A 23,629-nucleotide genomic window follows, 5' to 3' on the forward strand; every position below is an offset into this window, starting at 1 on the left:
CGCCGATGAAAGCGCCTGTCTCAGCAGTTCGGGACGTTCACAGCCAAACCGCCCAGCGAGGTTTCTTTGTACTTCTCGTGCATATCGTGCCCGGTTTGGCGCATGGTCTCGATCACCGCGTCAAGCGGGACAAAATGATGCCCGTCCCCGCGAAGCGCCAGAGACGCGGCTGAAACCGCCTTGATCGCCCCCAATCCATTGCGTTCGATGCAGGGGACTTGAACCAGCCCGGCGACCGGGTCGCAGGTCATTCCAAGGTGATGCTCCAACGCGATTTCGGCGGCGTTTTCTACCTGCTCCGGCGTTCCGCCCATCACCGCGCACAAACCTGCGGCGGCCATGGCTGAAGCGCTGCCAACCTCGGCCTGACATCCGGCCTCGGCCCCCGAGATCGAGGCGTTGAACTTGACCAGACCGCCAATGGCGGCGGCAGTCAGAAGGAAATCCTCAATGCGGCTTTCAGAGGCACCTGGCACGTGATCCAGGTAATAACGCAGCACCGCCGGCAGCACGCCGGCCGCGCCATTGGTAGGGGCGGTGACGACCTGACCCCCAGCGGCGTTCTCCTCGTTCACGGCCATGGCGTAAACGCTCATCCAGTCGTTGATCGTGTGCGGGGCGTTCAGGTTCATGCCCCGCTCGGCTTGCAGCGCGTCATGGATGCCCTTGGCGCGGCGGCGCACATGCAGGCCACCAGGCAGGATGCCATCGGTGTTCAGACCACGCTCGATACAGTCGTTCATCACCTGCCACAGGCGCGCGCTGCCCTTGGCGAAACTGTCCGCGCACCCGCGCGCAATCTCGTTGGCGCGCTTCATTTCGGCGATGCTTTTGCCACTGGCTTTAGCCATGTCAAGCATCTCGACTGCGGATTTGAAGGGGAAGGGCACCGGGTCGCCTTCGTCGGTTGCCTTGCCCTCGGCCAGTTCCTCTTCGGTCAAAACAAAGCCGCCGCCGATCGAGTAATAGACTTGTCGCAGGATCACGTCGCCCTGTGCATCCGTAGCCATCAGGATCATGCCGTTGGCGTGGCCGGGCAGGTGGTGTTCGTAGTCAAAGACCAAATCGGTCTTTGGGTTGAACTCCAGCGCCGGCAGCCCCTCGGGCATGACGCTATGCGTTTCGTTGATCGCGGCCAGCGCGGCCTCGGCCTTTTCATTGTCATAGGTGTCGGGCACAAAACCGGCGAGGCCCAAAATGGTAGCGCGGTCGGTGGCATGGCCGACACCGGTGAACGCCAGCGATCCGTGCAAAGACCCGCGCAGCCCCGAAAATTCGAACGGAGAGGCGCGCATCTGGTCCAAAAACCGCGCGGCGGCCACCATCGGCCCCATAGTGTGCGACGAGGACGGGCCGATGCCCACTTTGAACATATCGAAGACAGACAGGAACATATCAGGTAGCAGAGCCTTCTGTAGGGTTAGCGTAAGTCGGGGCGGTGAAGGGCGTGGCGCCCAACCCCTCGGCCGCGATGGCGGCGCGGGTTGCGGGACGGGCTTCCAACTGCATCACGATGCGTTGCAAGTGAGGAGTATCAGCCAGTTGATACCAACTGCGATCCGCCTTGGCAGGATAGAGCGCCATCCAGCGCATCTGGCAGGCCAAATAATAGGTCAAAACCGACGGGCTGTCAGGATGCAGCCAGTTCGGAGTGCTTTGGGCCAGCGTATCCAGCAATTTCAGGTGATGCCGAAGGCGCGGGCGGATACCAGCGCGGAGGGTGTCGGCCTGTGCCGCGTCGATATATTTCTCGGCATAGAATAAAATGCGCAGATCTGCGTGCAGCGTGTTCGAAGCAAAGAACATCCATTTCAGAAACGCGGCCCGCTCGGGATCGGTGGCAGCGGGGGCCAACTGCCCATGGGTGTCAGACAGCCACAGCAGAATAGCGGCTGTTTCGAAAATCGGGCCCTGCGGCGTTTCCAGCACCGGGATCAGCCCGTTCGGGTTCAGCGCGCGATAATATGCGCTGTCCTGCGCGTTGCGGGTGCGATCCACCAGCACGGTCTCGAACGGCAGGTCCATCTCGGACAGTGCCAGCCGGATCACCAGCGAGGCGTTGTCGGGGGCATAGTGCAGGCGATAGGGCGCAGTCATGAAACCTATCTATACCTTACATCATTTTCCCAAAGCCCCGATTGCGACGTTTCCAATCGGAAACGCGTAGTTTCGCGACGCGTTGGCCCGCGTGGTTCTGCAATTCGCTCTCGCAGTTGGCGCGGGCATTCCGTATACGTTGCCTCAGTAAGACAGGGGGATGCCGCCATGACCGCAGAAATGTCACCGATCGACCGGGCAAAATACGTGGCCGCGCGTCGGGCCGCCGATCTGGTGCAGGACGATATGCGCGTGGGGCTGGGGACCGGGTCCACCGCCGCCTGGATGGTGCGCCGCTTGGGCGAACGGGTGCAGGAGGAAGGCCTGAAGATCAAGGGCGTTCCCACCTCGACCCGGACTGCGCAACTGGCGCGTGAGGTCGGGATCGAGGTCGTGTCTTTGGATCAGGCCGGATGGCTGGATATGACCATCGACGGCGCGGATGAGTTCGATCAGGAGATGAACCTGATCAAGGGTGGCGGCGGTGCGCATTTGCAGGAAAAGATCGTCGCGACGGCCAGCGATCAGATGGTGGTCATCGCCGATGCCGGGAAAGAGGTTGAGACCCTTGGCGCTTTCCCCCTGCCGCTTGAGGTCATTCCTTTTGGCTGGCAGACCACGCGCACTCTGGTCGAAGAGGTTCTGGATACGATGGACGTTCTGGGTACTTCGACCGCTTTGCGGATGGATGGGGACTTGCCCTTTGTCACTGACGAAGGCAACCATGTGCTTGACCTGCATCTGCACCGTATCGGAAACGCCCGGCAGCTGGCGCTGGTGCTGAATCAGGTGCCAGGCGTGGTCGAAAATGGGTTGTTCATCGACATCTGCGACAAGGTGGTGATTGGGCACGGCGATGGCCGGGTCGAGATCAGGGATATCAATGAGGGCACGACCGAAACAGAGCAACCTGCCGACAGTGATGAGAACCTGTTTTTGGACATTGCGGACTGATACGAGTGATTTCTTCGCAAAATCCGGCCCATCAAGGGTTGGCAGTTTCGCAATCGACCCCAGATAAGCAACGAAATTTGGCCTGACAAAAAGGAACTCGGGATGAGCTTTGACTATGATCTTTTCGTCATCGGCGGAGGCTCGGGTGGAGTCCGCGCCGCGCGTGTCGCGGCGGGTGAAAACGGGGCCAAGGTGGCGCTGGCCGAGGAAGATCGCTATGGCGGAACCTGCGTTATCCGGGGCTGTGTGCCCAAAAAGCTGATGGTTTTCGCCAGTGAGTTCTCGGGCATGGTGGGTGACGCGCAGGCTTACGGTTGGGATATCCAGCCCGGCGCGTTCGACTGGAATACGTTCCACGGCAAGCTGGTAACAGAACTGGATCGGCTGGAAGGCATCTATCGCAACATCCTGAAGAACAACGGCGTGGAAAGCTTTGACCAGCGGGCCACCGTGGTGGATGCGCATACGGTTGAACTGGCCGATGGCACCCGCAAGACCGCCAAGCATATCCTGATCGCCACCGGCGGTCGCCCGGTTGTGCCTGAGTTTCCGGGATCAGACCTCGCCATCACTTCAAACGAGATTTTCCACCTGCCGAAACTGCCCGAAAACATCCTGATCGTGGGCGGCGGCTATATCGCCAGCGAATTTGCAGGGATCATGAATGGGCTGGGCGTCAAGACCACGCAATTCTATCGCGGTGAACAAATCCTTCGCGGCTTTGACCAAGAGGCCCGCGATTTGATCTGCAACGAAATGCGCGCAAACGGGATCGACGTGCGCCTGGGTACCAATGTGGTTGAAATGGCCAAGGATGGCGACAAGATCCGTGTCAAAGCCACCGACGGGACCGAGGATCAGTTCGACGTGGTCATGTACGCCACCGGTCGAGCGCCCAATGCCGACAATCTGGGGCTTGAGGCCGTGGGTGTTGAACGCGGCCGCAAGGGTGAGATCATCGTGGATGAATACAGCCAGACCGGCGTGCCCTCGATTTATGCCATCGGGGATGTGACTGATCGTGTAAACCTGACCCCGGTTGCGATCCGCGAGGGCATGGCCTTTGTGGAAACCGTCTTTAAGGGCAACCCGACGCCCGTGGATCATGACCTCATCCCCACCGCCATTTTCACGCAGCCCGAAATGGGCACCGTGGGTCTGAGCGAGGAGGAGGCCGCCGCGCAGGAACCGGTTGAGGTTTATGCGACCTCTTTCAAACCGATGCAAAAGGCGTTTGCAGGCGGGTCCGACAAAGTGATGATGAAGCTGATCGTTTCTCAGGCGACACGCAAGGTCCTGGGTTGCCACATAGTCGCGCCTGGCGCGGGTGAGATGATCCAGCTGGCGGGCATTGCCGTAAAGATGGGCGCAACCAAAGAAGATTTCGACCGCACGGTCGCCGTTCACCCGGTCATGGCCGAAGAACTGGTGACAATGCGTCAACCTGTGCGCACTGCTTGATTTGCAACCTCGCGCACACAAGTTACAAGGGAACCCGTGATCACACGGTCCAACACAAGGGAAAAGATACATATGGCGGGCAACAGCGGTGGCCCCTGGGGGGGCGGAGGCTCCTCGGGCGGCGGAGGAAATCGGGGTAACAACGGGAACGGGCAACGCCCACCCGAAGGCGATGGCCCGCAGATCCCCGAGATCGACGATCTGGTAAAAAAGGGGCAGGAACAGCTGCGCGTCCTGATGGGCGGTCGCGGCGGTTCGGGCCGAGGAAGCAATGGCAAGGGCGGCGGCGGTGGTCCGCTGTTTACGAAGGGGACCGTGCTTATCGGTCTCGTCGTTGGTGCTGTGCTTTGGGGCGCGGCCAGCTTTTACACCGTCAAACCCGAAGAACAGTCGGTTGAACTGTTTCTGGGCGAATTCTCATCGGTCGGAAATCCCGGCCTGAACTTTGCCCCTTGGCCGTTTGTCACCGCCGAGGTTATCCCGGTCACTCGGGAACAGACCGAAGACATGGGCGGAACACGCGGCAGCGACGATGGGTTGATGCTGACCGGGGACGAAAACGTGGTCGATATCGACTATCAGGTCGTCTGGAACATCAGCGACCCCGCCAAGTTCCTGTTCAATCTGCGCGATGCGCGTCAAACGATCCGTGCGGTGTCTGAGTCGGCCATGCGTGAGATTATCGCACAAAGTGAGCTGGCACCGATCCTGAACAGGGACCGTGGTGTGATCGCAGAACGCTTGCAAGAGCTGATCCAATCAACAATGGACAGCTATGATTCCGGCGTGAACATCATCCGTGTGAACTTCGACAAGGCCGACCCGCCGCAGGACGTGATCGCCGCCTTCCGCGACGTTCAGGCCGCGGCGCAGGAACGTGACCGTCTGCAAAATGTGGCGGACGCTTATGCCAACCGCGTGTTGGCGGAAGCGCGCGGTGAAGCCGCGCAGGTGCTGGAAGAGGCTGAAGCCTATCGCGCCCAGCAGATCAACAGCGCCATGGGTGAGGCCAGCCGCTTTAGCGCAGTTCTGGAAGAGTATTCCAAAGCACCCGATGTGACCCGTAAGCGCCTCTATCTGGAACGGATGGAGCAGGTTTTGGGTGACGTGGACAAGATCATTCTGGACGAAAACTCGACCGGTTCGGGGCAGGGCGTTGTGCCGTACCTGCCGCTAAATGAACTGCGCCGCAATTCTGGGCAGGAGAGCAACTGATGCGTAAATCACCAATTATTCTAGGTGCAGTTGTCTTGTTGGTAGTGGGCATCCTGTCCTCTATTTTCATCGTAGACGAACGCGAACGCGCGCTGGTTCTGCAATTTGGACGCGTGGTTTCCGTTAAGGAAGAACCTGGTTTGGCTTTTAAAATCCCGCTGATTCAGGAAGTTGTGCGCTATGACGACCGTATCTTGTCGATCGACGTGCAACCGCTTGAAGTGACGCCTCTGGACGATCGCCGTTTGGTGGTCGATGCCTTCGCGCGCTACCGGATTTCGGATCTGGAGCAGTTCCGTCAGGCGGTCGGTGTCGGCGGCATTCCGGTGGCAGAGGATCGTCTGGACCGTATCCTCCGCGCTGAAACGCGGGAAGTGCTGGGGTCGGTCTCGTCCCGTGACATCCTGAGCTCCGACCGTGCAGCGTTGATGCTGCGCATCCGCAACAGCGCGATTGCCGAAGCGCGGGCGCTGGGCGTGAACGTGATCGACGTACGCCTGAAGGCGACGGACCTGCCGCAGGCCAACCTGAACGCGACCTTCGACCGGATGAAGGCCGAGCGAGAACGTGAAGCGACCGACGAACGTGCCCGTGGTAACGAGGCTGCCCAGCGTGTGCGCGCGCAGGCCGACCGGACCGTGGTTGAACTGGTGTCGGACGCCAACCGTGAGGCCGAGATCATCCGCGGTGAGGCTGACGCCGAACGAAACGCGATCTTCGCCGAAGCTTTCGGCAAAGACCCGGAGTTCTTCGAATTCTACCGCTCGCTGTCGGCATATGAACGTGCGCTGGGCGGTGGCAACAGTTCGATGGTGCTGAGCCCGGATTCCGAGTTCTTCAACTACCTCAAATCGCCTACAGGGCAGGCAGCCCAGTAATGGGTATGATCCTTCTGGCCTTCGGGCTGGTACTGATTGTCGAGGGGCTGGCCTATGCGCTGGCCCCTTCGCTTATTGAACGCATGTTGGAAGCGTTGCGCAGCCTGCCCGAACAGGCGCGGCGGCTGGCCGGATTGCTGTGCGTGGTCTCGGGTCTGGTGCTGCTTTGGGCCGCGTATCAGGTCGGGTTTTAATACAGCCTTTTCACTTGCCGGTGATTTCCCCGCGATCCTCAGTTGCGGGCTAGGCCAAACCGACTACATTGGTTGTCAAGAAGGACCGCCTGCGGGCGATCTACCGTGTAGTGACGACAAGGAGTTCCCAAGTGCAGGCACAAGCGCGCAGTATTTCCGTCCGGCGGGACGAGGTTGTTGGTTTCATGCGGCTGATGTGGTTGGCCATTGCCGGGATGGTTCTGGTTCTGGCCCAAACCGTCGCCGCGCAGGCGCGCGGGGAAAGCCTTGCGCCTCTGGCTGAAAAGATCAGCCCGGCGGTGGTGAACATCACCACTTCAACCTTGATCGAAGGGCAATCCGGGCCGCAAGGCATTGTGCCCGAGGGCTCTCCGTTTGAAGATTTCTTTCGGGAGTTTCAGGATCGAGAGGGCGATGACGACAACCGCCCGCGCCGCAGCAACGCGCTGGGTTCGGGTTTTGTGATTTCCGAGGATGGTTTCATTGTCACGAACAATCACGTGATTGCCGAAGCCGATGAAATCCTTGTTGAATTTTTCCCCGGCGACGGTCAACCCAAGAAAGAGCTGCCTGCAAAGGTCATCGGCACTGATGAGAAAACCGATATCGCACTGCTTAAGGTCGAGGCCTCGGGGCCACTGCAATATGTGCAGTTCGGCGATAGTGATGTGGCACGTGTGGGCGATTGGGTGATTGCGATGGGCAACCCGCTGGGTCAGGGCTTTTCGGTTTCAGCCGGGATCGTCTCGGCCCGCAATCGTGCGCTGAGCGGGTCCTACGACGACTACATCCAGACCGATGCAGCGATCAACCGGGGCAACTCGGGTGGGCCGCTGTTCAATATGGATGGAGAGGTCATTGGTGTGAACACAGCGATTCTGTCGCCCAATGGTGGCTCAATCGGGATTGGTTTCTCGATGGCGTCGAATGTGGTGATCAAGGTCGTGGATCAACTGCGCGAGTTTGGTGAGACCCGCCGTGGTTGGCTGGGTGTACGCATTCAGGACGTGACCGAGGATATGGCCGAAGCCATGGGTCTGGAAAAGCCCGGCGGTGCGTTGATCAGCGATGTGCCGGACGGCCCAGCCAAAGAGGCTGGCCTGCTGGCGGGCGATGTGATTCTCAGCTTTGATGGTGTTGAGGTTGAAGACACGCGCGGTTTGGTGCGGCAGGTCGGTGAAACTACGGTGGGCAAATCTGTCCGCGTAGTTGTGCACCGTGATGGCGGCACGCAGACCGTTCTGGTGACATTGGGCCGCCGTGAGGATGCCGAGCGTTCCGGTGGGAGTGAAGAAGAACCTGCAGAGGAAGCTCCGGTCGAGGAAGACGCGGATATTCTGGGCCTGACGATCTCACCGTTGACTGAGACGCTGCGCACCGATCTGGAATTGGATGCTGACGCTGAGGGACTGGTTGTAACAAATGTGGATGAAGCCTCGGAGGCTTATGCCAAGGGCCTGCGGGCGGGTGATCTGATCACCGAAGCCGGTCAGCAGAAGGTCGCGTCGATTCAGGATCTTGAGACGCGCATGGACGAAGCACGCGAAGCGGGCCGCAAGTCGCTGTTGCTGCTGGTACGGCGTGGTGGCGATCCACGTTTTGTAGCACTTAGCCTGGGCGAATAACCTGCCTTTCAGATTGCAAGAATGGCCGGGGTCTGCACCCCGGCCTTTTTTCATACACCGGAAATGAGAAGAGCCGCACACCGGGGAAGGCGTGCGGCTCTGATACAGGGAGAGGTCAGTGGACAGATATCGGGGATGATTCTCTGACCTCCTACGGTAACAGTTATGAAGATAGTCTTAACGACTACACAGGTATGTGAAGCAGGTCACAGCGGATCAGATAAGATCGGAATCCGCCAATTCCCGAAGCGCGTCGAAGTCGTGGATCATCAACCCGCCACGCGATGCCTCGACCACCTTGTCGCGCTTCCAGGTCGAGATGGTTTTCGACACGGCCTCGCGCGTGGCGCCGACAAACTCGGCCAACTCGCTTTGCGAGAGGGACAGACGGCTTGAGGGGTCCTCTTGCAGGTCGGTCAGGTGCAGCAGCTTGCGGGCCAGACGGATCGGCATGGGCAGGAAAACCTGTTCGTTCAACTGGGACCCCATCCAACGCATCCTGAGACCGGCCAAACGGATCATATCAACTGCCAAATCCGGGTGTTGTCGGATTTGGTTCATCACATCTGCGCGCCGCACCCGCAATACGCGAGAAGGCTCGGCGGCGGCAATGGTCGCTGTACGCGGACCGCTGTCGAACAGCGCTATCTCACCAAAAACTTCGCCGGGTTTCATCAGGGTCAGCGACAGTTTGCGACCGCTCATCGCCAGAAAGGACACTTCGAGCGTACCGGCGAGAATGGCGTAGAGCGCATCGCCCTCATCGCCCTGTTCAAACAATGTCTCGCCTTCATCAAGCGAGATTTCGGTCGCCTGTGCCGACAGCATCGCGCGCAGACGGTCGGATGCTTCGGCCAGAAAACCGGTATTGGGAAAGGCCGTCATGTGGATGTGGTGCTCCGGCTGGCAGGTGTGAGTGGTCCCACAACTTTCCACAGCACGGGCGATTAGCCAAGGATTTTATGTAGTTTTACGGAATCCACGGCCTATTGCTGGTCAGGATCGTCCATATAGGTCTGCAACATGCTGAACTGAAGCATGAGAAAGACCATTAATGCGATCGGAAAACCAAAGGTTTCGATTTTGACCCACAGATCGGTCGACATGGTGCGCCAGACGAATTCATTGGCGACGGCCAGCACTGCGAAACAGGCACACAGCCGGCGTGTCAGAATCATCCAACCTTCGTGGCGCATGGGCAGCATCTCGTCCAAAACATAGGCGAGGTAGGATTTCTTTTGCAGCAGACCAATGCCGAGGATCAGGGCGAAAAAGCCATAGACCAGGGTGGTTTTCATTTTGAAGAACCGCTCGTCATTGAACCATGCGGTCAGGCCGCCGAAGAAGATCACCATGAAAGCGGTGAAGATCTGCATACGACTGAGCTTGCCGGTCAGGAACCACAGGATACCCATTGCAGCCAGCATGAGGGGAACGAAGATGATCGTCGCGACGATAAAGCCGGAATATTCCGTTCCTGCGAACTGAAAACTGTCATCGCGTAGGCGCAAATAGATGAAGAAGAAAGCCAGCGGCGGGCCAAGCTCCAGCACCTGTTTCAGAAACGGGTTGATCTCATTCTTGCCTGTCATGTCGGTTCCCTGCTGTTTACCCGCCCATTTCAACTATTACGGCGCCGAGTGCAATCAATGCCATCAGCGCGATGCGTCTGGGGCCAACGGTTTCTTTCAAAACCAGCCAGCCAATAAGCGCTGCGAAGACGGTTGAGGTTTCACGAAGGACAGCTGCTTCGCCGACTTTATCCAGACGGGTGGCGAGCATGATCGAACCGAAGGACAGAGGCGCAATGATACCTCCCGCTAGCCCGCGCAGCATGAGGGGGCCGAGCGTCGGGCGGTGGATCATCGCGCGCCATCTGAGGAAGGCGTAGAAGGGCAGCGTCGCCCCGTCGATCATGAAAAACCATGCAAGGAAGGTGAATGGATCGGCGGTGGCACGAATGCCATATGCGTCATAGGTGGTATAGAGCGCGACGAACAAGCCGGTGGCGAAGGCAAGTGCCAGGGCGACGCCAAGTGTTTCGCGGTTGGTTTCGAGAAACCGGAAGTTATAGGCGGCCAGTCCGAAAATCCCGCAAAGCAGGACAGCCACACCGAGCCATTGGGTGCCGGTGAAGGTTTCGTCAAACAACAGGTAAGCGCCAATCACGGTGAACAGTGGACCGGTGCCGCGCACGACCGGGTAAACCACTGTGTATGAGCCTTTGGTGTAGGCCAGGGCCTGAAGGATTTTGTAGAGGATGTGGATCAGCCAGACGACTGCGAATATGGGCCACATAAAGGGTTCGGGCCAAGGCACGACGAAGAGGGCAAACGGGGCCGCCATAAGGCAATAGCAGGCGTCAATCACCCCGCGCGACATCCAGGGATCGTGGCGCCCTTTTTGCAGCGCGCCAAAGGCTGCGTGCAGGAAAGCGGCTGACAGCGCAAGCGCCAGGGCGAGCCTGTGGCCCGCTTCGGTGCCTTCAAGGGAGATCAGCCAGTCGCTCAAATTTCGGTCTTTGTTTTGGCGGAGAAGTGGGGGGCTGTCTGCCCCCCACGCCCCCCGAGGATATTTTTGGCCAGATGAAGCGGCGGATCAGCTTTGCAGGCCGGTGAGGGCGGCGGCGAATTCTTCGGGGTCGAACGGGGCGAGGTCGTCGATTTGCTCTCCGACGCCAATGGCGTGGATGGGCAGACCGAATTTATCCGCCAGCGCCACCAGAACCCCGCCTTTGGCGGTGCCGTCGAGCTTGGTCATCACCAGACCGGATACATCAGCCAATTTCCTGAAGGTTTCGACCTGGCTGAGTGCGTTCTGGCCGGTGGTGGCGTCCAGTACCAGCAGGGTGTTGTGAGGGGCGCTGTCGTCGACCTTGCGAATGACGCGGACAATTTTTGCCAGTTCCTCCATCAGGTCGGCGCGGTTTTGCAATCGGCCAGCGGTGTCGATCATCAGAAGGTCTGCGCCTTCGTTCCGCGCTTTGGTCAGGGCGTCAAAGGCCAGCGACGCCGGGTCCGAGCCTTCGGGGGCGGTCAGAACCGGGACGCCTGCGCGGTCGCCCCAGACTTGCAATTGTTCGACGGCGGCGGCGCGGAAGGTATCCCCCGCGGCGATGACGACTTTTTTGCCCGCGGCTTTGAACTGGCTGGCCAGCTTGCCGATGGTGGTGGTTTTGCCCGAACCGTTGACACCCACAACCAGCACGACCTGCGGGCGTTTGGGGTAAAGCGGCATGGGCTTGGCCACGGGTTCCATCACGCGGGCGACTTCCTGTGCCAGCAGCTGCTTGATTTCCTGCGTAGACAATTTGCGTCCAAAGCGCCCCTCGGCCATGTTCGAGGTGACACGCAGGGCGGTATCGACGCCCATATCCGAGGCGATCAGCAGCTCTTCGAGCTGTTCCAGCATGTCATCGTCCAGGGTGCGACGGACAACGGTTTGGGACTCGGACCGGTTGAACAGGCGGCTCAAGACGCCTTTGGGCTGGGTTGGTTCGGGCGCGGGTTGTGCGGCAGGTTCAGGTGGCGCGGTTTCGACCGGTTGTGGCGTGCGTTCAGGTTCGGGCGGTGCGGAGACGGGTTCAGTTTGCGGTGCAGGCTCAAGTGGGCTGGGCTCGGGTGCAGCCGTTTCCTCTCCGCCATCTTCGACGATTGCATCCAGCCCCTGTTCGAGGCGGGACGAGGATTTGAACAGCTTGTCCTTGAGCTTTGAGAAAAACGCCATTTTTGGTCTCCGCAGGTGTTCCTTTCACCTAATGCGGATTTGCGGCAGTTGCAAAGGGTCAGAGAAAGGCGATCAACAGACCGGCCTGTGCGCCCCAGTATAGCGGCCAGACCAGATAAGGCGTCATCCGCAGGGCCGGGTGATGGGCGGGCAGCAGGAATTTCTCGGTCGCAAGGATCAGGTCCGAGGCGATGAAGGCCATCGCTGCGGGCAGGGCCCAACGCAAAGCGCCGGTGTCGGGCAGGGCCAAAACGGTGACGCCCATGCCCAGAATGATCGGGATATAGCCCAGAACTGGTAGTTTGAGATCCCCGGCACGTGGGGCCAGAAGAGTTGCCGCGACGATACCCAGCAGGATCAGGGACCAGAATAGGCCGGGGTGAGTTAAAATCAGGCTGGTATCGCTGCTGGGATGCGACAGAAACAGTGCGATATAGGCCAGGTGTCCGGCTGCAAAGGCACCGATCCCTGCCATGAACGTTGTGTCGGTTTCGCGCGACAACAGCGCGTCTCCGATGGCGCAGAGGCTCAGTGCGGCGATCAAAAGGAGTGGCGCCTCAGACAGCAGGGCGATGACGGCAAGGCAGGCGACCGAGGCGGTTTTCAGCACCGACCTAAGTTTGCTGGCCGGGCGAGGCGCCAAGGGCAGATAGGCCAACGCGCAGGCAGCAGCGACCAGAAACAGCGCAGTTGTCATTCAAGTGTCCCTTTTTTCGTCCAGCTTCATCGGGAATGCGTCCGCAACTCAACCCATGACGTTAAGGCAGCCTGTCCTGACAGATTGGTAATTGGCATTGCCGGTTGGCATCTGACATCATGCGGACATGATCAGGCATGTTGCGATTCTTCTGGCTATGTCCGCGCAGATGGCGGGGGCGCAATCCGCGCTTTCGGGGGCTGAATTTGACTCGTATACGCAGGGTAAAACCTTGTTCTACGGCTTTGAGGGGCAGGTTTATGGGGTCGAACGTTATTTGCCCAACCGACGCGTGATCTGGTCCTTTCTGGACGGAGATTGCAAGGAAGGCGTCTGGTACGAGCAGAATGACCAGATTTGTTTTCTGTACGAAGACCGGCTGGACCCGCAATGCTGGGTGTTTGTCGAATCCGGCAGCGGCTTGATTGCTCAGTTTGAAGGCAACCCCGAGCAGACGGAGCTGTACGAGGCCGAAGATATCGATGAGGAGATGGTCTGCCTCGGCCCCGAGGTTGGCGTTTGAGCGAGACCTAGAACAGTGAACCCTGATCAGGTGGCGCTTTTTTCTGCGTTTTCTTAGCTGGTGGCTTTGCTGTGGACGACATGCCCGTCGCTAATATGCCGTCGGCGAATTCGATCTCAAGCGCGGTATGTTTTGCCGCCTGTTTCCGGGTTGTCACCACCTCGCCCTCGGCGCGCACCACGGCATAGCCCCGCTGCAACGTGGCCTTGTAGCTGAGTGTTTCTCGAAGCCTGTCCGTGGCTTCTAACGTCTGTCGCATCCGGTCCAAACGCGTGGTCTGGGCGGTGTTCAGACGCTCGGTCAAGCGGGTCAGGGATTGCCGTTGAGCGTCAATGTCGCGCTGAATAGGGCGCAAGGACAGGCGGGATGACAGGTTGCGCACCGCCTCCTGCCGTGAGGACACCAGATTTCGCAGGGTCGAGGGGCGCAGATGGGCCGACAGTTCCACAACTTTGATGCGTCGCGCTTGAACACCACGTTCCAAAGCCGGGGTCAGGCGATCGGCAATCAGATCAAGACGTTGACGCGGTGTGTTCAACAGGCTGTCGGGGCGCGGTAACGCTCGGGACAGGTCGCGCAGGCGTTGGCTGCGGCGCTGCACGGCGTCGGTCGCAGCGCGGGACAGGCGCGCGCCCTGTTCGCCGGTCCAGGCCAACAGTTCCATCCGCACGGGCACGGCCAGTTCGGCGGCGGCGGTGGGCGTCGGCGCGCGACGGTCCGAGACATAGTCGATCAGTGTCGTATCCGTTTCGTGCCCCACGGCTGAGATTAGTGGAATGTCTGAAGTCGCAGCCGCCCGTGCGACGGCCTCTTCGTTGAAACCCCACAGGTCCTCGATCGACCCGCCGCCGCGGGCGACGATGATCAGGTCTGGGCGCGGCAGGGCGCCTCCGGGGGTGAGTTGGTTGAAACCGTTGATTGCGTTGGCAACCTCGGGTGCGCAGTTCGATCCTTGCACGGCGACAGGCCAGATCAGCACCTTGCGCGGGAACCGGTCGCGCAGGCGGTGAAGGATATCGCGGATCACCGCGCCAGATGGTGATGTCACTACGCCGATGATCTGCGGTAGATAGGGCAGGGGCTTCTTGCGTTCAGGCGCGAACAGCCCTTCGGCCTCTAGCTGTTTCTTACGCTTTTCCAGCAACGCCATCAGTGCGCCTTGGCCTGCGACGGCGACCTCATCGACATTCAGGTTGTATTTCGATTGCGCGCCAAACGCGGTGAGACGCCCGGTTACGACGACCTCAAGCCCTTCATCGGGCACCACGGACAGTCCCGAGATCTGACCCTTCCACGTGGTGCAAGCCAGCACGTTCCGGTCATCCTTGATATCATAGTAAAGATGGCCTGAGCGCGCCTTGAACACGCGCCCGACCTCACCACGCACACGGATTCGGCCAAAGGTGCCTTCCAGTGTGCGTTTTACCTCGCCGGAAATGTCGGAAACACTGTATTCAGGTGTGTTTTGGCCGGGAATGGGATCGTCAAGCAGGTCGGACATTTCAGCGCCTTGTGTCAAATGCCCACCCAGCTTAGAACGCGCGGAAGGCGAGGCCAAGCAGATCGGAGAGCAGTCATGAATATCCTCATTCTCGGGAGCGGTGGACGCGAACACAGCCTAGCCTGGGCGGTGATGCAGAACCCCAAGTGTGACCGTCTGATAGTCGCGCCGGGCAATGCCGGAATTGCTCAGATTGCCGATTGCGCGGCTCTGGACATCGAAAATGGCGGCGCTGTGGTCAGCTTTGCCGAAGACAACGCGATTGATTTTGTGATTGTCGGCCCTGAGGCCCCCTTGGCGGCTGGGGTTGCCGACCGCCTACGCGAAGCGGGTGTTCTTGTCTTTGGCCCCTCGGCTGCGGCGGCGCAGTTGGAGGCATCAAAGAGTTTTACCAAGGAAATCTGCGACGCCTCGGGCGCGCCGACGGCAGCCTATGGGCGCTTTACCGAGGCCGAGCCCGCCAAGGCCTATATCCGCGAACAAGGCGCGCCGATTGTGGTCAAGGCCGATGGACTGGCCGCCGGCAAGGGCGTGATTGTGGCGATGGACGAAGGGACCGCGCTGGAGGCCATCAACGACATGTTTGGCGGGGCTTTTGGCGGGGCCGGGGCCGAGGTGGTGATCGAGGAATTCATGGAGGGCGAGGAGGCCTCGCTTTTCGTGCTGTGTGACGGTGAGGATATCCTGTCGGTCGGCACCGCGCAGGACCATAAGCGCGTAGGCGACGGGGATACCGGGCTGAATACAGGCGGGATGGGAGCGTATTCTCCGGCCCCGGTTCTGAGCGCCGAGGTCGAAGCCCGCGCGATGGAAGAGATCATCAAGCCGACCGTGGCCGAGATGAAAAAGCGCGGGATGCCGTTTCAGGGGGTTCTCTATGCGGGTTTGATGATCAAGGACGGGCAGCCGCGACTGGTGGAATACAATGTGCGCTTTGGCGATCCCGAATGTCAGGTGCTGATGATGCGCCTGGGCGCGCAGGCGATGGATCTGATGCATGCCGCAGCCGAGGGCCGTTTGCGTGAGGCGCAGGTGAACTGGGCCGATGATCATGCGCTGACCGTTGTGATGGCGGCTCAGGGATATCCGGGGTCTTACGAGAAGGGCAGTGTTATTGGCGGTCTCGACGGGCTGCCCGAGGACAGCAAGAACATGGTCTTTCATGCCGGGACCAAGGCTGCGGATGGGCAGGTATTGGCCACGGGTGGTCGGGTTCTGAACGTCACCGCTCGGGGCGAGACATTGCAGGAGGCGCGTGATCGGGCTTATGCGATGGTGGATGGGATTGACTGGCCCGATGGGTTCTTTCGCCGCGATATCGGCTGGCGCGCTTTGTGATCTGATTGCCGGGCCGCGCCCGTCTCGATTTTTTGGCGCGAGGGGCCAGCCCCTCGCGCTCCCTGGGATATTTTGGGCCAGATGAAGGGCGGATCAGCAAATGAGTGCGTTTGTTAGGTCACTGCGCTTCTTGAGGGGGCCAAGGTCGCGGGTTTGCCAATCGCCTCGGTAAGAAACGCTGACGATGGTGCTCCAGTCGGCGCTGGCGACGACCATCTCGGGGCCGGTGCCGCAATCGCGGATGGCGCTCGAAATATAAGCTTCTCCAATTTTGTGGTTTGTCAGACCAGGCAGTACCGCGATTTCGGTCAGTGCGCCATCTTTGAAGCGCCAGATGCGCAGGGTTTTGGCCAGGTGAGGGCGGTCGATATAGGCGATCTCGACGTAGCCGTCGCCGTCCAGATCGGCCGCGCCGATCGGTGCGAGCCAGCGGAAACGGGTGCCGATATGCGGGGTGGCGGCGATCTTTTCCCCGTGCGCGTTATAGATGGCGAGTTGTGCGCCTGTATCCTTCTGGGCTTCGACAACCAGAACTTCGAGCGTACCGTTTTGATCAACGTCCGCCAACCGGGGCGCTAGATCTTCGAAAACACGGTCCTCGGGCAGGCGGATGGTCAGGGCAGATCGTTCCTTGGCGCCCGTCGAGCCTTGTGTGGCAGGCGTGTTTTCTATGGTAAGCTCAAGCGCTCCATATTCGATCTGATCCCCCAGGACGCCATGAGGATATCGGGTCGTGGGTTCGGTATAACGAGCCGCGACAATCGTATCTGCAATGGCAGGGGCTGTTGTGACCAACCACAAGCACATTGCCATAAGCGCGCCGCGTGACCTGCCTTGCCAGAGGCGAGAGAGTCGGCGCGGCGCTTTGGAGATCATCAGATCTGTTTCTCGGGCATCTGAACGACCAGACCGTCCAGCGCGTCGGTGACTTTGATCTGGCAGGTCAGGCGGGACCGCTCTGGGTCGGGCTCAAACGCAAAGTCCAGCATGTCTTCTTCCATGTCGTCTTTGGCTGGCACTTTCTCGACCCAATCAGGGTGGATATAGACATGGCAGGTCGAGCAGGCGCAGGCGCCGCCGCAATCGGCCTCGATGCCGGGGATGTTGTTGTCACGGGCCCCTTCCATGACGGTCAGTCCGTTGGCGACCTCGACAGTGTGCTCGGTACCGCCATGCTCGACATAGGTGATCTTTGCCATTGCGTGCGTCTTCCTTTTACGATGTTCGAAACCTTCCTTAGTCAAGCCATTTAGGTCTTTCCACCCTCATTTGCGACTCGGGATGCCGCGACTGGACATTCCTGTGATATGTTCTATTTTTGTTCTCATGCTTGTTGCCCCTGTTCGCAGTGCAGTTTCAAACCGAGACTGGCCGCGCCCACCCGCTTGCCTGCCAGCCAATCGGCTGGACGATCCGCCCGATCATGCGCGTGTGACCGTGGCCGGGCTGGTGATCTTGCGGCAGAGGCCGGGTACAGCCAAGGGCGTGATCTTTCTGACGCTGGAGGACGAAACCGGCATCGTGAACGTGGTTGTCTGGCGCGCGATGTATGAACAATTTCGCCGGGCGGTGATCTCGGGCCGGTTGCTGCGGATCACGGGGCGGATGCAGCGGGCGCATTCCGTAACCCATGTGATCGCGGAAGAGATCGAAGATATCTCGGCCATGTTGGACGTGTTGGTACGGGGGGAGGGACAATCGCCCCAAAGCAAGTGAGAAGAAAACACCCAGACGTCATGGTTTTGCCAAGGTTGAATGTAATTCAGTCACCAGTTTGACGGGTATTACATTATGAAAAACAAGTATTTGTACCGCGTATTTCGACTGCGCCGGCTGATATTTCTTAGTTTGTTTCTTTTGTTCGTGCCATGGGCTGTGGGGACGCAGGTATTTGGTCATTCCGCACTTTTGGCGGGTCCGAAAATGCAACTCGTGACGGCCTTGTTTGGTGTATTTGCAATCATGTTACTGGTGCTCATTTACCCGCGGGTCTGGTGGGAGACGGTCACAACGGCCTTGGTGCTTGGGATAACGCTAATGCTCTTGCCGGTGATTGAGATGCTGCCCGACCTTGCGCCAACACAAAATCAAGGGAAGGCAACAGCCTGGACGATTATCGGAACGGTTCTGGTCAGTTTTTTCTTATGGCTCGGCCTGAACTGGCTGCCCAGCGTTTTTCTGCATGTTCCCCTTGGTTTGCGGGAATGGAAGTCGCGCGCCAGATACCTCATCCCTGCACAGCGTGCCTTTGACATTCTGAAGACAGCACCTGACAGCTATAGCGGAAAATACAAAACCGGCCCGGTGGGGGATGATGGGTTGTTCACGGTCTCGATGAACGTGAACACCGTAAATCCCGACACCTGGGACCCGGAGAACATGGAAATGCTCTATAAATGCAAGATCGAGCAAGAGAGCGGTACGAGTCAGGTTATTTCGACGTATTATATGGTTGAAGGAGAGGCCAACGTGGATGTCGAACGCTTGACTGTCCGCGGCGAAGGGCAGACCGCGATATGTGAGACAGTGACAATCAGAAGCCGACGAAACCTGTACGAAGATTTGGGTTTTTGGGTGCAGGATTTCGGAGCGGACCATTTGCATGCTAGATTGGATGCCGCCGAAGGTCTGTCCTCGATTGCGCTGGTCGACTTGCCGTATGTGTCGCCATTGGTCGGGCTTGCGCGGTTTTTCGAGCAGTTTAATGAAGATCCGCCTGGTAAAAGCGGCGGATCGATTTAGCACTCTGCCGACTATCGCTTGTCCCGGTGGTTCTTGGACATGCCGACATACGGTACACGGCCCGCCTGAAACTTACTCCTGCCTTGCCCAAACGTCAGCGTTGATGCACAGTTTCATCATCGGAACTTTGGCGGCGCCGACAGGCTGCCGTGCCACGCTTTGGGAGGACCGTGACATGCCATCCAAAACCGCAGATTCCACACCGCCAGACGACCTGACGCCCCAGCCACAGGACAGGGCCAACGTCAATACGATCACTGCTGACGATATCACGGCCTCTTTGAAGGCCGGGTTTTCCGACTTTCTGGCGCGCCCGGTCATGAGCGGCTTTTTTGGTCTGTTCTATGCGGTCTTCGGCATTCTACTGGTTTGGGTCATGGTCTGGCTGGGCAGGATCTGGATGATCATTCCGGCCATTGTCGGCTTTCCGTTGATTGCACCATTTGCAGCCGCCGGGCTGTATGAAATGTCACGCCGGTTGCAAAAGGGACAGGCGTTCGGGTGGTCCGACATCCTGACCGTCATGGCCCATCAGCGCAAACGCGAGATGGGCTGGATGGCCTTTGTCACCCTGTTCATTTTCTGGGTATGGGTTTATCAGGTTCGGCTGTGGCTGGCGATTATCCTGCAAAACGCCTCGTTCTCGGATTTGAACGGGTTTTTGAACATCGTCTTCTTTACCCCGCAGGGCTGGACGTTTCTGGCCGTTGGCACGTCCATAGGCGCATTCCTTTCCGCGGTCCTGTTCTCGGTCACTGTCGTCGCCATGCCCATGTTGCTGGATCGCGAGACCAACTTTGTCTCGGCCATGCTTACATCTATCCGCGTCGTCACCGAAAACCCTGTGGTCATGCTGAGTTGGGCGGCGATTATTTCGGTCACGATGCTGTTGTCACTAGTTCCGGCATTTCTGGGCCTGATCTTCACCTTGCCGATTCTGGGGCATACGACATGGCATCTCTACCAGCGGGCGGTGCCACCGGTAGAGGGGTGATTTGAATGTGAACCCTTCGGAAAAGGGTCAGCCGCCGACCGTGTTCATCGCTTGAACAAATTGCTCTGCGATTGCTTGTCCCGGTGATCTCCGCGCAACTCGGCGTGCAGCGCGCGACCGGCCTGAACGCCGGGGCGGGCGCTGACGGTTTCCAGCCAGCGGGTGAAATGAGGTTTGTCCTCCAGCACCTGTTGCTGACCTTCCCACAGGCTGGCCCAGCCCCAGATCGACATGTCTGCAATCGAGTAGAAATCGCCCGCGACATATTCATTCTCGGCCAGCCGCCGGTCGAGCACGCCGTAAAGCCGCCCAACTTCGGTGCGATAGCGATCCTTGGCATAGGGCAGGTCCTGTGGCGGATCCAGTTGCGGGGCGTATTTCAAAAAGTGGTGCGCTTGACCGGCCATGGGTCCGACCCCGCCCATTTGCCACATCAGCCATTCCTCAACGGCGATCCGGTCACGCTCGGTTTCGCCATAGAACCGCCCGGTCTTGCGGGCCAGATACATTAGGATAGCACCGCTTTCGAAGACCGAGATCGGTTCTCCATCCGGGCCGTCGGGGTCCACGATGGCAGGCATCCGGTTGTTGGGCGCGATTTTCAGGAATTCGGGATCGAACTGATCGCCCTTGCCGATATTGATCAGATGGGTGGTGTAGGGCAGCTCCATCTCTTCCAGAGCGATAGACGCCTTCCACCCGTTTGGCGTAGGCCAGAAATACAGATCAATCATGGTCTCTCCTTCGGTTGACGGCGATCATGAAGGTTTCGGGCCATTGGGCAAGGGGGCAGGGGCAAACTGTTACGAAACCGTGACTGATTGCGCCTAAGGCTTGACGCCTTTGCATGCGCGGCGTAAGGGCAAGGCACCACGTGGCGATTTGTTACCGGATTGCGGGCCACGCTAAACAACACCGCTAAAAGGTCAGGATGAAAGACCCCTTTCGCTTGGCCGCGTCTGGGGTTTTTTGTTTGCCTCCACAGAGGGGCCGAAAGGAATGACATGAGCGAGAACTGGAACAAACGCACACAGGCCGTCCATGGCGGCATCCGTCGCAGCCAATATAACGAAGTGTCCGAGGCGATCTTTCTGACGCAGGGCTTCGTTTACGAAAACGCCGAACAGGCCGAGGCGCGGTTTATCGAGACCGGCCCGGATGAGTTTATCTATGCCCGTTATGGCAACCCGACCGTGTCCATGTTCGAACAGCGCATCGCAGCGCTGGAAGGGGGCGAGGACGCCTTTGCCACCGCATCCGGCATGGCGGCGGTGAACGCGGCGCTGGTATCGATGCTGAAGGCGGGCGACCATGTGGTGTCGGCCAAGGCTTTGTTCGGCTCGTGTCTGTATATTTTGGAAAACATCCTGACCCGTTACGGTGTTGAAGTGACCTTTGTCGACGGCACCGATCTGGACGCGTGGAAAGCGGCAATCCGCCCCGACACCAAGGCTGTGTTCTTCGAATCCATGTCGAACCCCACGCTTGAGGTGATCGACATCGAAGCGGTGGCCACGCTGGCCCATGCCGTCGGTGCAACCGTGATCGTGGACAATGTGTTCTCGACCCCGGTCTTTTCGCGCGCGATCCAGCAGGGCGCGGACGCGGTGGTCTATTCCGCAACCAAGCATATTGACGGGCAGGGCCGGGCTCTGGGTGGCGTAATCATCAGCACCAAAGAGTTCATCCGTGGCACCGTTGAACCCTATCTGAAACATACCGGCGGCGCGCTTAGCCCGTTCAACGCGTGGGTCATGCTCAAAGGGCTTGAGACGATGGCTCTGCGGGTGAATGCGCAGGCCGAGACGGCGCAGATCATTGCCGAGGCGCTGGAGGACCATCCCGCGCTGGAACGCACGCTGTATCCGGGGCTGAAAACCCATGCCCAAAATGCGTTGGTGCAATCTCAGCTGGGCGGCAAGGGCGGTACGGTTCTGTCCCTGGACATCAAGGGCGGGAAAGCAGCGGCTTTTGCTTTCCTCAACGCGATGACTATCCCGGTGATCTCGAACAATCTGGGCGACGCCAAGTCGATCGCGACGCATCCGGCAACAACGACCCATCAACGCTTGAGCGATGCGCAGAAAGATGAGTTGGGCATTACACCAGGCTTGATCCGGTTCTCGGTCGGGTTGGAAGATGCTAGCGACCTGCTTGCCGATATTAAACGCGCATTGGACGTTTCTCAGCAGTAAACGTCGCGTCAACGGTGCTACAAACAGGCTCAAAGAGATGCGTGCGGGGTGGTAAATCGCTCATCCTGCACCAAAAATCGATCCGGACTGTGTTTTCCGGCGTATACGGTTAAACTGGAAAACACGCCCAAGCTGTATATAGATCGGCGGCGAACCCCGAGGAACCCCAAGCGATGAACGTGCATCCCCGTGACATTGACGACGCCCCCGACCATGACGAGGCCGCTGCGGCGCTGAAAGTTCTGCGCAAATGGGCGGTATCCGCGACCGACGCCGAGATCAGTCAGCTTGATCCGGCAATCGCGCGCCTTGTGCCGGGGCAGGAGACGTCCAACTATCCGTCTTTGTCGCGCGACTACCCCGAGGACTTCAAGGCCGATGAGGCCTATCGCGCCACGCTGCCCGATCTGCAAAACGGTCCGTCCAGCTTGATCCGGGGAGCGAAGCAGCAAATTCAGCATGTGGGTATCTCGAATTTCCGCCTGCCGATCCGGTTTCACCGCAAGGATGGCGAAGACCTGACGCTTGAGACCTCGGTCACGGGCTCGGTCAGCCTTGAGGCCGAGAAGAAGGGCATCAACATGTCCCGTATCATGCGGTCCTTTTACAAACACGCCGAGCGCACGTTCAGCTTCGAAGTCATGGAAGCCGCGCTGGATGATTATATGACCGATCTGGACAGCTTTGACGCGCGTATACAGATGCGGTTTTCCTATCCCGACAAGGTGAAAAGCCTGCGCTCGGGGCTGGAAGGCTATCAGTATTACGACATCGCGCTGGAGCTGGTGGAACAGAACGGCGTGCGCCAGAAGATCCTGCATCTGGACTATGTCTACTCTTCGACTTGTCCCTGTTCGCTTGAGCTGAGCGAACATGCTCGTTCAACACGTGGCCAGTTGGCGACGCCGCATTCACAGCGGTCGGTGGCGCGAATTTCGGTAGTGGTGGATTGCGACGCCGATTGCCTTTGGTTCGAGGACCTGATCGCGTTGTGCCGTCGTGCCGTGCCCACGGAAACACAAGTTATGGTTAAACGCGAGGACGAGCAAGCCTTTGCCGAGCTGAACGCCGCAAACCCGATCTTTGTCGAAGATGCTGCGCGCCTGTTCTGCGCCGAACTTCTGGCCGACCACCACGTGGGTGATTTTCGCATAGTCGCCAGTCATCAGGAAAGCCTGCACAGCCACGACGCTGTATCGGTTCTGACCGAAGGGCCGACCTTTGTATCATCCAGCCTTGACCCAAGGCTGTTCTCGACTCTGTTCCATGTCGGCTGAACGCGCAAAGTCTCAGGATTAACCTTACGGCACGTTTTTGCCGCATCGCAGCAAAAAATGCTGCGCTCGCACGGTCTTTGAAGTAGACTGATGTGGAATGCAGCCGTGGTTAGACCGTTGGTCAATGGGAAAGCCACTCTGAAGGAAGCTGAAACGTGCAACGCTTGATCCTGCGTGACATCGTTTCCCGCCCGTTATCCCAGGGCGGGCAG

Annotated in this window: 24 protein-coding genes and 1 riboswitch; of the genes, 13 read left to right on the top strand and 11 right to left on the bottom strand. The window is 59.1% G+C overall.

The genetic code is table 11. The annotated features are described in order from the left end of the window. Positions 1-20: 20 nt before the first annotated feature. Entirely contained in the window at positions 21-1,394 is a 1,374-nt protein-coding gene (locus ACR3E7_RS03145; protein ID WP_480503047.1) for an L-serine ammonia-lyase, read from the bottom strand. A 1-nt stretch (position 1,395) separates the two neighbouring features. Then, entirely contained in the window at positions 1,396-2,097 is a 702-nt protein-coding gene (locus ACR3E7_RS03150; protein WP_480503046.1) for a glutathione S-transferase family protein, read from the bottom strand. 168 nt (positions 2,098-2,265) lie between these two features. On the opposite strand from ACR3E7_RS03150, the gene rpiA reads away from it, so the two are divergent. The 6 genes from rpiA to ACR3E7_RS03180 all read left to right on the top strand — a co-directional run bounded on the left by rpiA (position 2,266) and on the right by ACR3E7_RS03180 (position 8,424). After that, a complete protein-coding gene (gene rpiA / locus ACR3E7_RS03155; protein WP_480503045.1) occupies positions 2,266-3,051 on the top strand; it encodes a ribose-5-phosphate isomerase RpiA in 786 nt (261 codons plus the stop codon). Between the two features lie 102 nt (positions 3,052-3,153). After that, on the top strand, positions 3,154-4,512 hold the full coding sequence (gene gor / locus ACR3E7_RS03160) for a glutathione-disulfide reductase (protein WP_480503044.1): 1,359 nt from the start codon (positions 3,154-3,156) through the stop codon (positions 4,510-4,512). Positions 4,513-4,584: 72 nt separating this feature from the next. After that, positions 4,585-5,727, top strand: coding sequence for an FtsH protease activity modulator HflK (gene hflK / locus ACR3E7_RS03165; protein ID WP_170788449.1), 1,143 nt, complete (start codon positions 4,585-4,587; stop codon positions 5,725-5,727). Beyond that, complete coding sequence (gene hflC, locus ACR3E7_RS03170) at positions 5,727-6,605, top strand: protease modulator HflC (protein ID WP_170788450.1); 879 nt, start codon at positions 5,727-5,729, stop codon at positions 6,603-6,605. Before hflK ends, hflC begins: the two co-directional genes overlap by 1 nt. Beyond that, complete coding sequence (locus ACR3E7_RS03175; RefSeq protein WP_170769382.1) at positions 6,605-6,799, top strand: DUF2065 domain-containing protein; 195 nt, start codon at positions 6,605-6,607, stop codon at positions 6,797-6,799. The genes hflC and ACR3E7_RS03175 overlap by 1 nt, the downstream gene beginning before the upstream one ends. Positions 6,800-6,984: 185 nt before the next feature. Beyond that, positions 6,985-8,424, top strand: coding sequence for a Do family serine endopeptidase (locus tag ACR3E7_RS03180; protein ID WP_170769838.1), 1,440 nt, complete (start codon positions 6,985-6,987; stop codon positions 8,422-8,424). Between the two features lie 216 nt (positions 8,425-8,640). Here the strand turns inward: ACR3E7_RS03180 and ACR3E7_RS03185 are convergent, their stop codons facing one another. From ACR3E7_RS03185 to ACR3E7_RS03205, 5 genes are all read right to left on the bottom strand, one after another. Further along, a complete protein-coding gene (locus tag ACR3E7_RS03185; protein WP_170784358.1) occupies positions 8,641-9,309 on the bottom strand; it encodes a Crp/Fnr family transcriptional regulator in 669 nt (222 codons plus the stop codon). A 101-nt stretch (positions 9,310-9,410) separates the two neighbouring features. Then, complete coding sequence (locus ACR3E7_RS03190) at positions 9,411-10,016, bottom strand: inner membrane-spanning protein YciB (protein WP_170788451.1); 606 nt, start codon at positions 10,014-10,016, stop codon at positions 9,411-9,413. A 16-nt stretch (positions 10,017-10,032) separates the two neighbouring features. Beyond that, positions 10,033-10,935: an EamA family transporter gene (locus ACR3E7_RS03195; RefSeq protein WP_170788452.1), complete on the bottom strand. Its 903-nt coding sequence runs from the start codon at positions 10,933-10,935 to the stop codon at positions 10,033-10,035. Between the two features lie 87 nt (positions 10,936-11,022). Further along, positions 11,023-12,150 (bottom strand): signal recognition particle-docking protein FtsY, encoded by a 1,128-nt coding sequence (gene ftsY, locus ACR3E7_RS03200; RefSeq protein ID WP_480503042.1) that lies wholly within the window; start codon positions 12,148-12,150, stop codon positions 11,023-11,025. A 58-nt stretch (positions 12,151-12,208) separates the two neighbouring features. Next, positions 12,209-12,847: a lysoplasmalogenase family protein gene (locus tag ACR3E7_RS03205; protein ID WP_480503040.1), complete on the bottom strand. Its 639-nt coding sequence runs from the start codon at positions 12,845-12,847 to the stop codon at positions 12,209-12,211. 127 nt (positions 12,848-12,974) lie between these two features. Between ACR3E7_RS03205 and ACR3E7_RS03210 the strand changes: the two genes are divergently transcribed. Then, on the top strand, positions 12,975-13,370 hold the full coding sequence (locus ACR3E7_RS03210; protein ID WP_237215748.1) for a hypothetical protein: 396 nt from the start codon (positions 12,975-12,977) through the stop codon (positions 13,368-13,370). Between the two features lie 7 nt (positions 13,371-13,377). Here the strand turns inward: ACR3E7_RS03210 and xseA are convergent, their stop codons facing one another. Further along, on the bottom strand, positions 13,378-14,871 hold the full coding sequence (gene xseA, locus ACR3E7_RS03215) for an exodeoxyribonuclease VII large subunit (RefSeq protein WP_170788455.1): 1,494 nt from the start codon (positions 14,869-14,871) through the stop codon (positions 13,378-13,380). Between the two features lie 75 nt (positions 14,872-14,946). Between xseA and purD the strand changes: the two genes are divergently transcribed. Next, positions 14,947-16,209: a phosphoribosylamine--glycine ligase gene (gene purD / locus ACR3E7_RS03220; protein WP_480503038.1), complete on the top strand. Its 1,263-nt coding sequence runs from the start codon at positions 14,947-14,949 to the stop codon at positions 16,207-16,209. Between the two features lie 93 nt (positions 16,210-16,302). Here the strand turns inward: purD and ACR3E7_RS03225 are convergent, their stop codons facing one another. Then, positions 16,303-17,004 (bottom strand): FG-GAP repeat domain-containing protein, encoded by a 702-nt coding sequence (locus ACR3E7_RS03225; RefSeq protein WP_480503037.1) that lies wholly within the window; start codon positions 17,002-17,004, stop codon positions 16,303-16,305. Positions 17,005-17,084: 80 nt separating this feature from the next. Then, positions 17,085-17,408 carry a 2Fe-2S iron-sulfur cluster-binding protein gene (locus ACR3E7_RS03230; protein WP_170769391.1) on the bottom strand — a complete coding sequence of 108 codons (324 nt, stop codon included), beginning with the start codon at positions 17,406-17,408 and terminating at the stop codon, positions 17,085-17,087. Positions 17,409-17,535: 127 nt separating this feature from the next. Between ACR3E7_RS03230 and ACR3E7_RS03235 the strand changes: the two genes are divergently transcribed. From ACR3E7_RS03235 to ACR3E7_RS03245, 3 genes are all read left to right on the top strand, one after another. Next, the gene (locus ACR3E7_RS03235) at positions 17,536-17,925 is read left to right on the top strand and encodes an OB-fold nucleic acid binding domain-containing protein (RefSeq protein WP_237215751.1); all 390 of its coding nucleotides are present in this window, start codon (positions 17,536-17,538) and stop codon (positions 17,923-17,925) included. Positions 17,926-18,000: 75 nt separating this feature from the next. Then, positions 18,001-18,951: a hypothetical protein gene (locus tag ACR3E7_RS03240; protein ID WP_480503036.1), complete on the top strand. Its 951-nt coding sequence runs from the start codon at positions 18,001-18,003 to the stop codon at positions 18,949-18,951. 175 nt (positions 18,952-19,126) lie between these two features. Further along, complete coding sequence (locus ACR3E7_RS03245) at positions 19,127-19,945, top strand: DUF2189 domain-containing protein (RefSeq protein ID WP_480503035.1); 819 nt, start codon at positions 19,127-19,129, stop codon at positions 19,943-19,945. Between the two features lie 44 nt (positions 19,946-19,989). Here ACR3E7_RS03245 and ACR3E7_RS03250 read toward each other — a convergent pair whose 3' ends face one another. Further along, a complete protein-coding gene (locus ACR3E7_RS03250; RefSeq protein ID WP_170784363.1) occupies positions 19,990-20,679 on the bottom strand; it encodes a glutathione S-transferase N-terminal domain-containing protein in 690 nt (229 codons plus the stop codon). Between the two features lie 130 nt (positions 20,680-20,809). Next, positions 20,810-20,887: riboswitch (SAM riboswitch) on the top strand. A gap of 62 nt (positions 20,888-20,949) precedes the next feature. Here ACR3E7_RS03250 and metZ point away from each other — a divergent pair. Together metZ and folE2 are read left to right on the top strand one after the other, a co-directional pair. After that, positions 20,950-22,140, top strand: coding sequence for an O-succinylhomoserine sulfhydrylase (gene metZ / locus ACR3E7_RS03255; protein WP_480503034.1), 1,191 nt, complete (start codon positions 20,950-20,952; stop codon positions 22,138-22,140). A gap of 173 nt (positions 22,141-22,313) precedes the next feature. Further along, positions 22,314-23,417, top strand: coding sequence for a GTP cyclohydrolase FolE2 (gene folE2, locus ACR3E7_RS03260; protein ID WP_480503033.1), 1,104 nt, complete (start codon positions 22,314-22,316; stop codon positions 23,415-23,417). The last annotated feature ends 212 nt before the right edge of the window (positions 23,418-23,629 follow it).

The sequence above is a fragment of the Ruegeria sp. BK1 genome, from assembly GCF_056535645.1.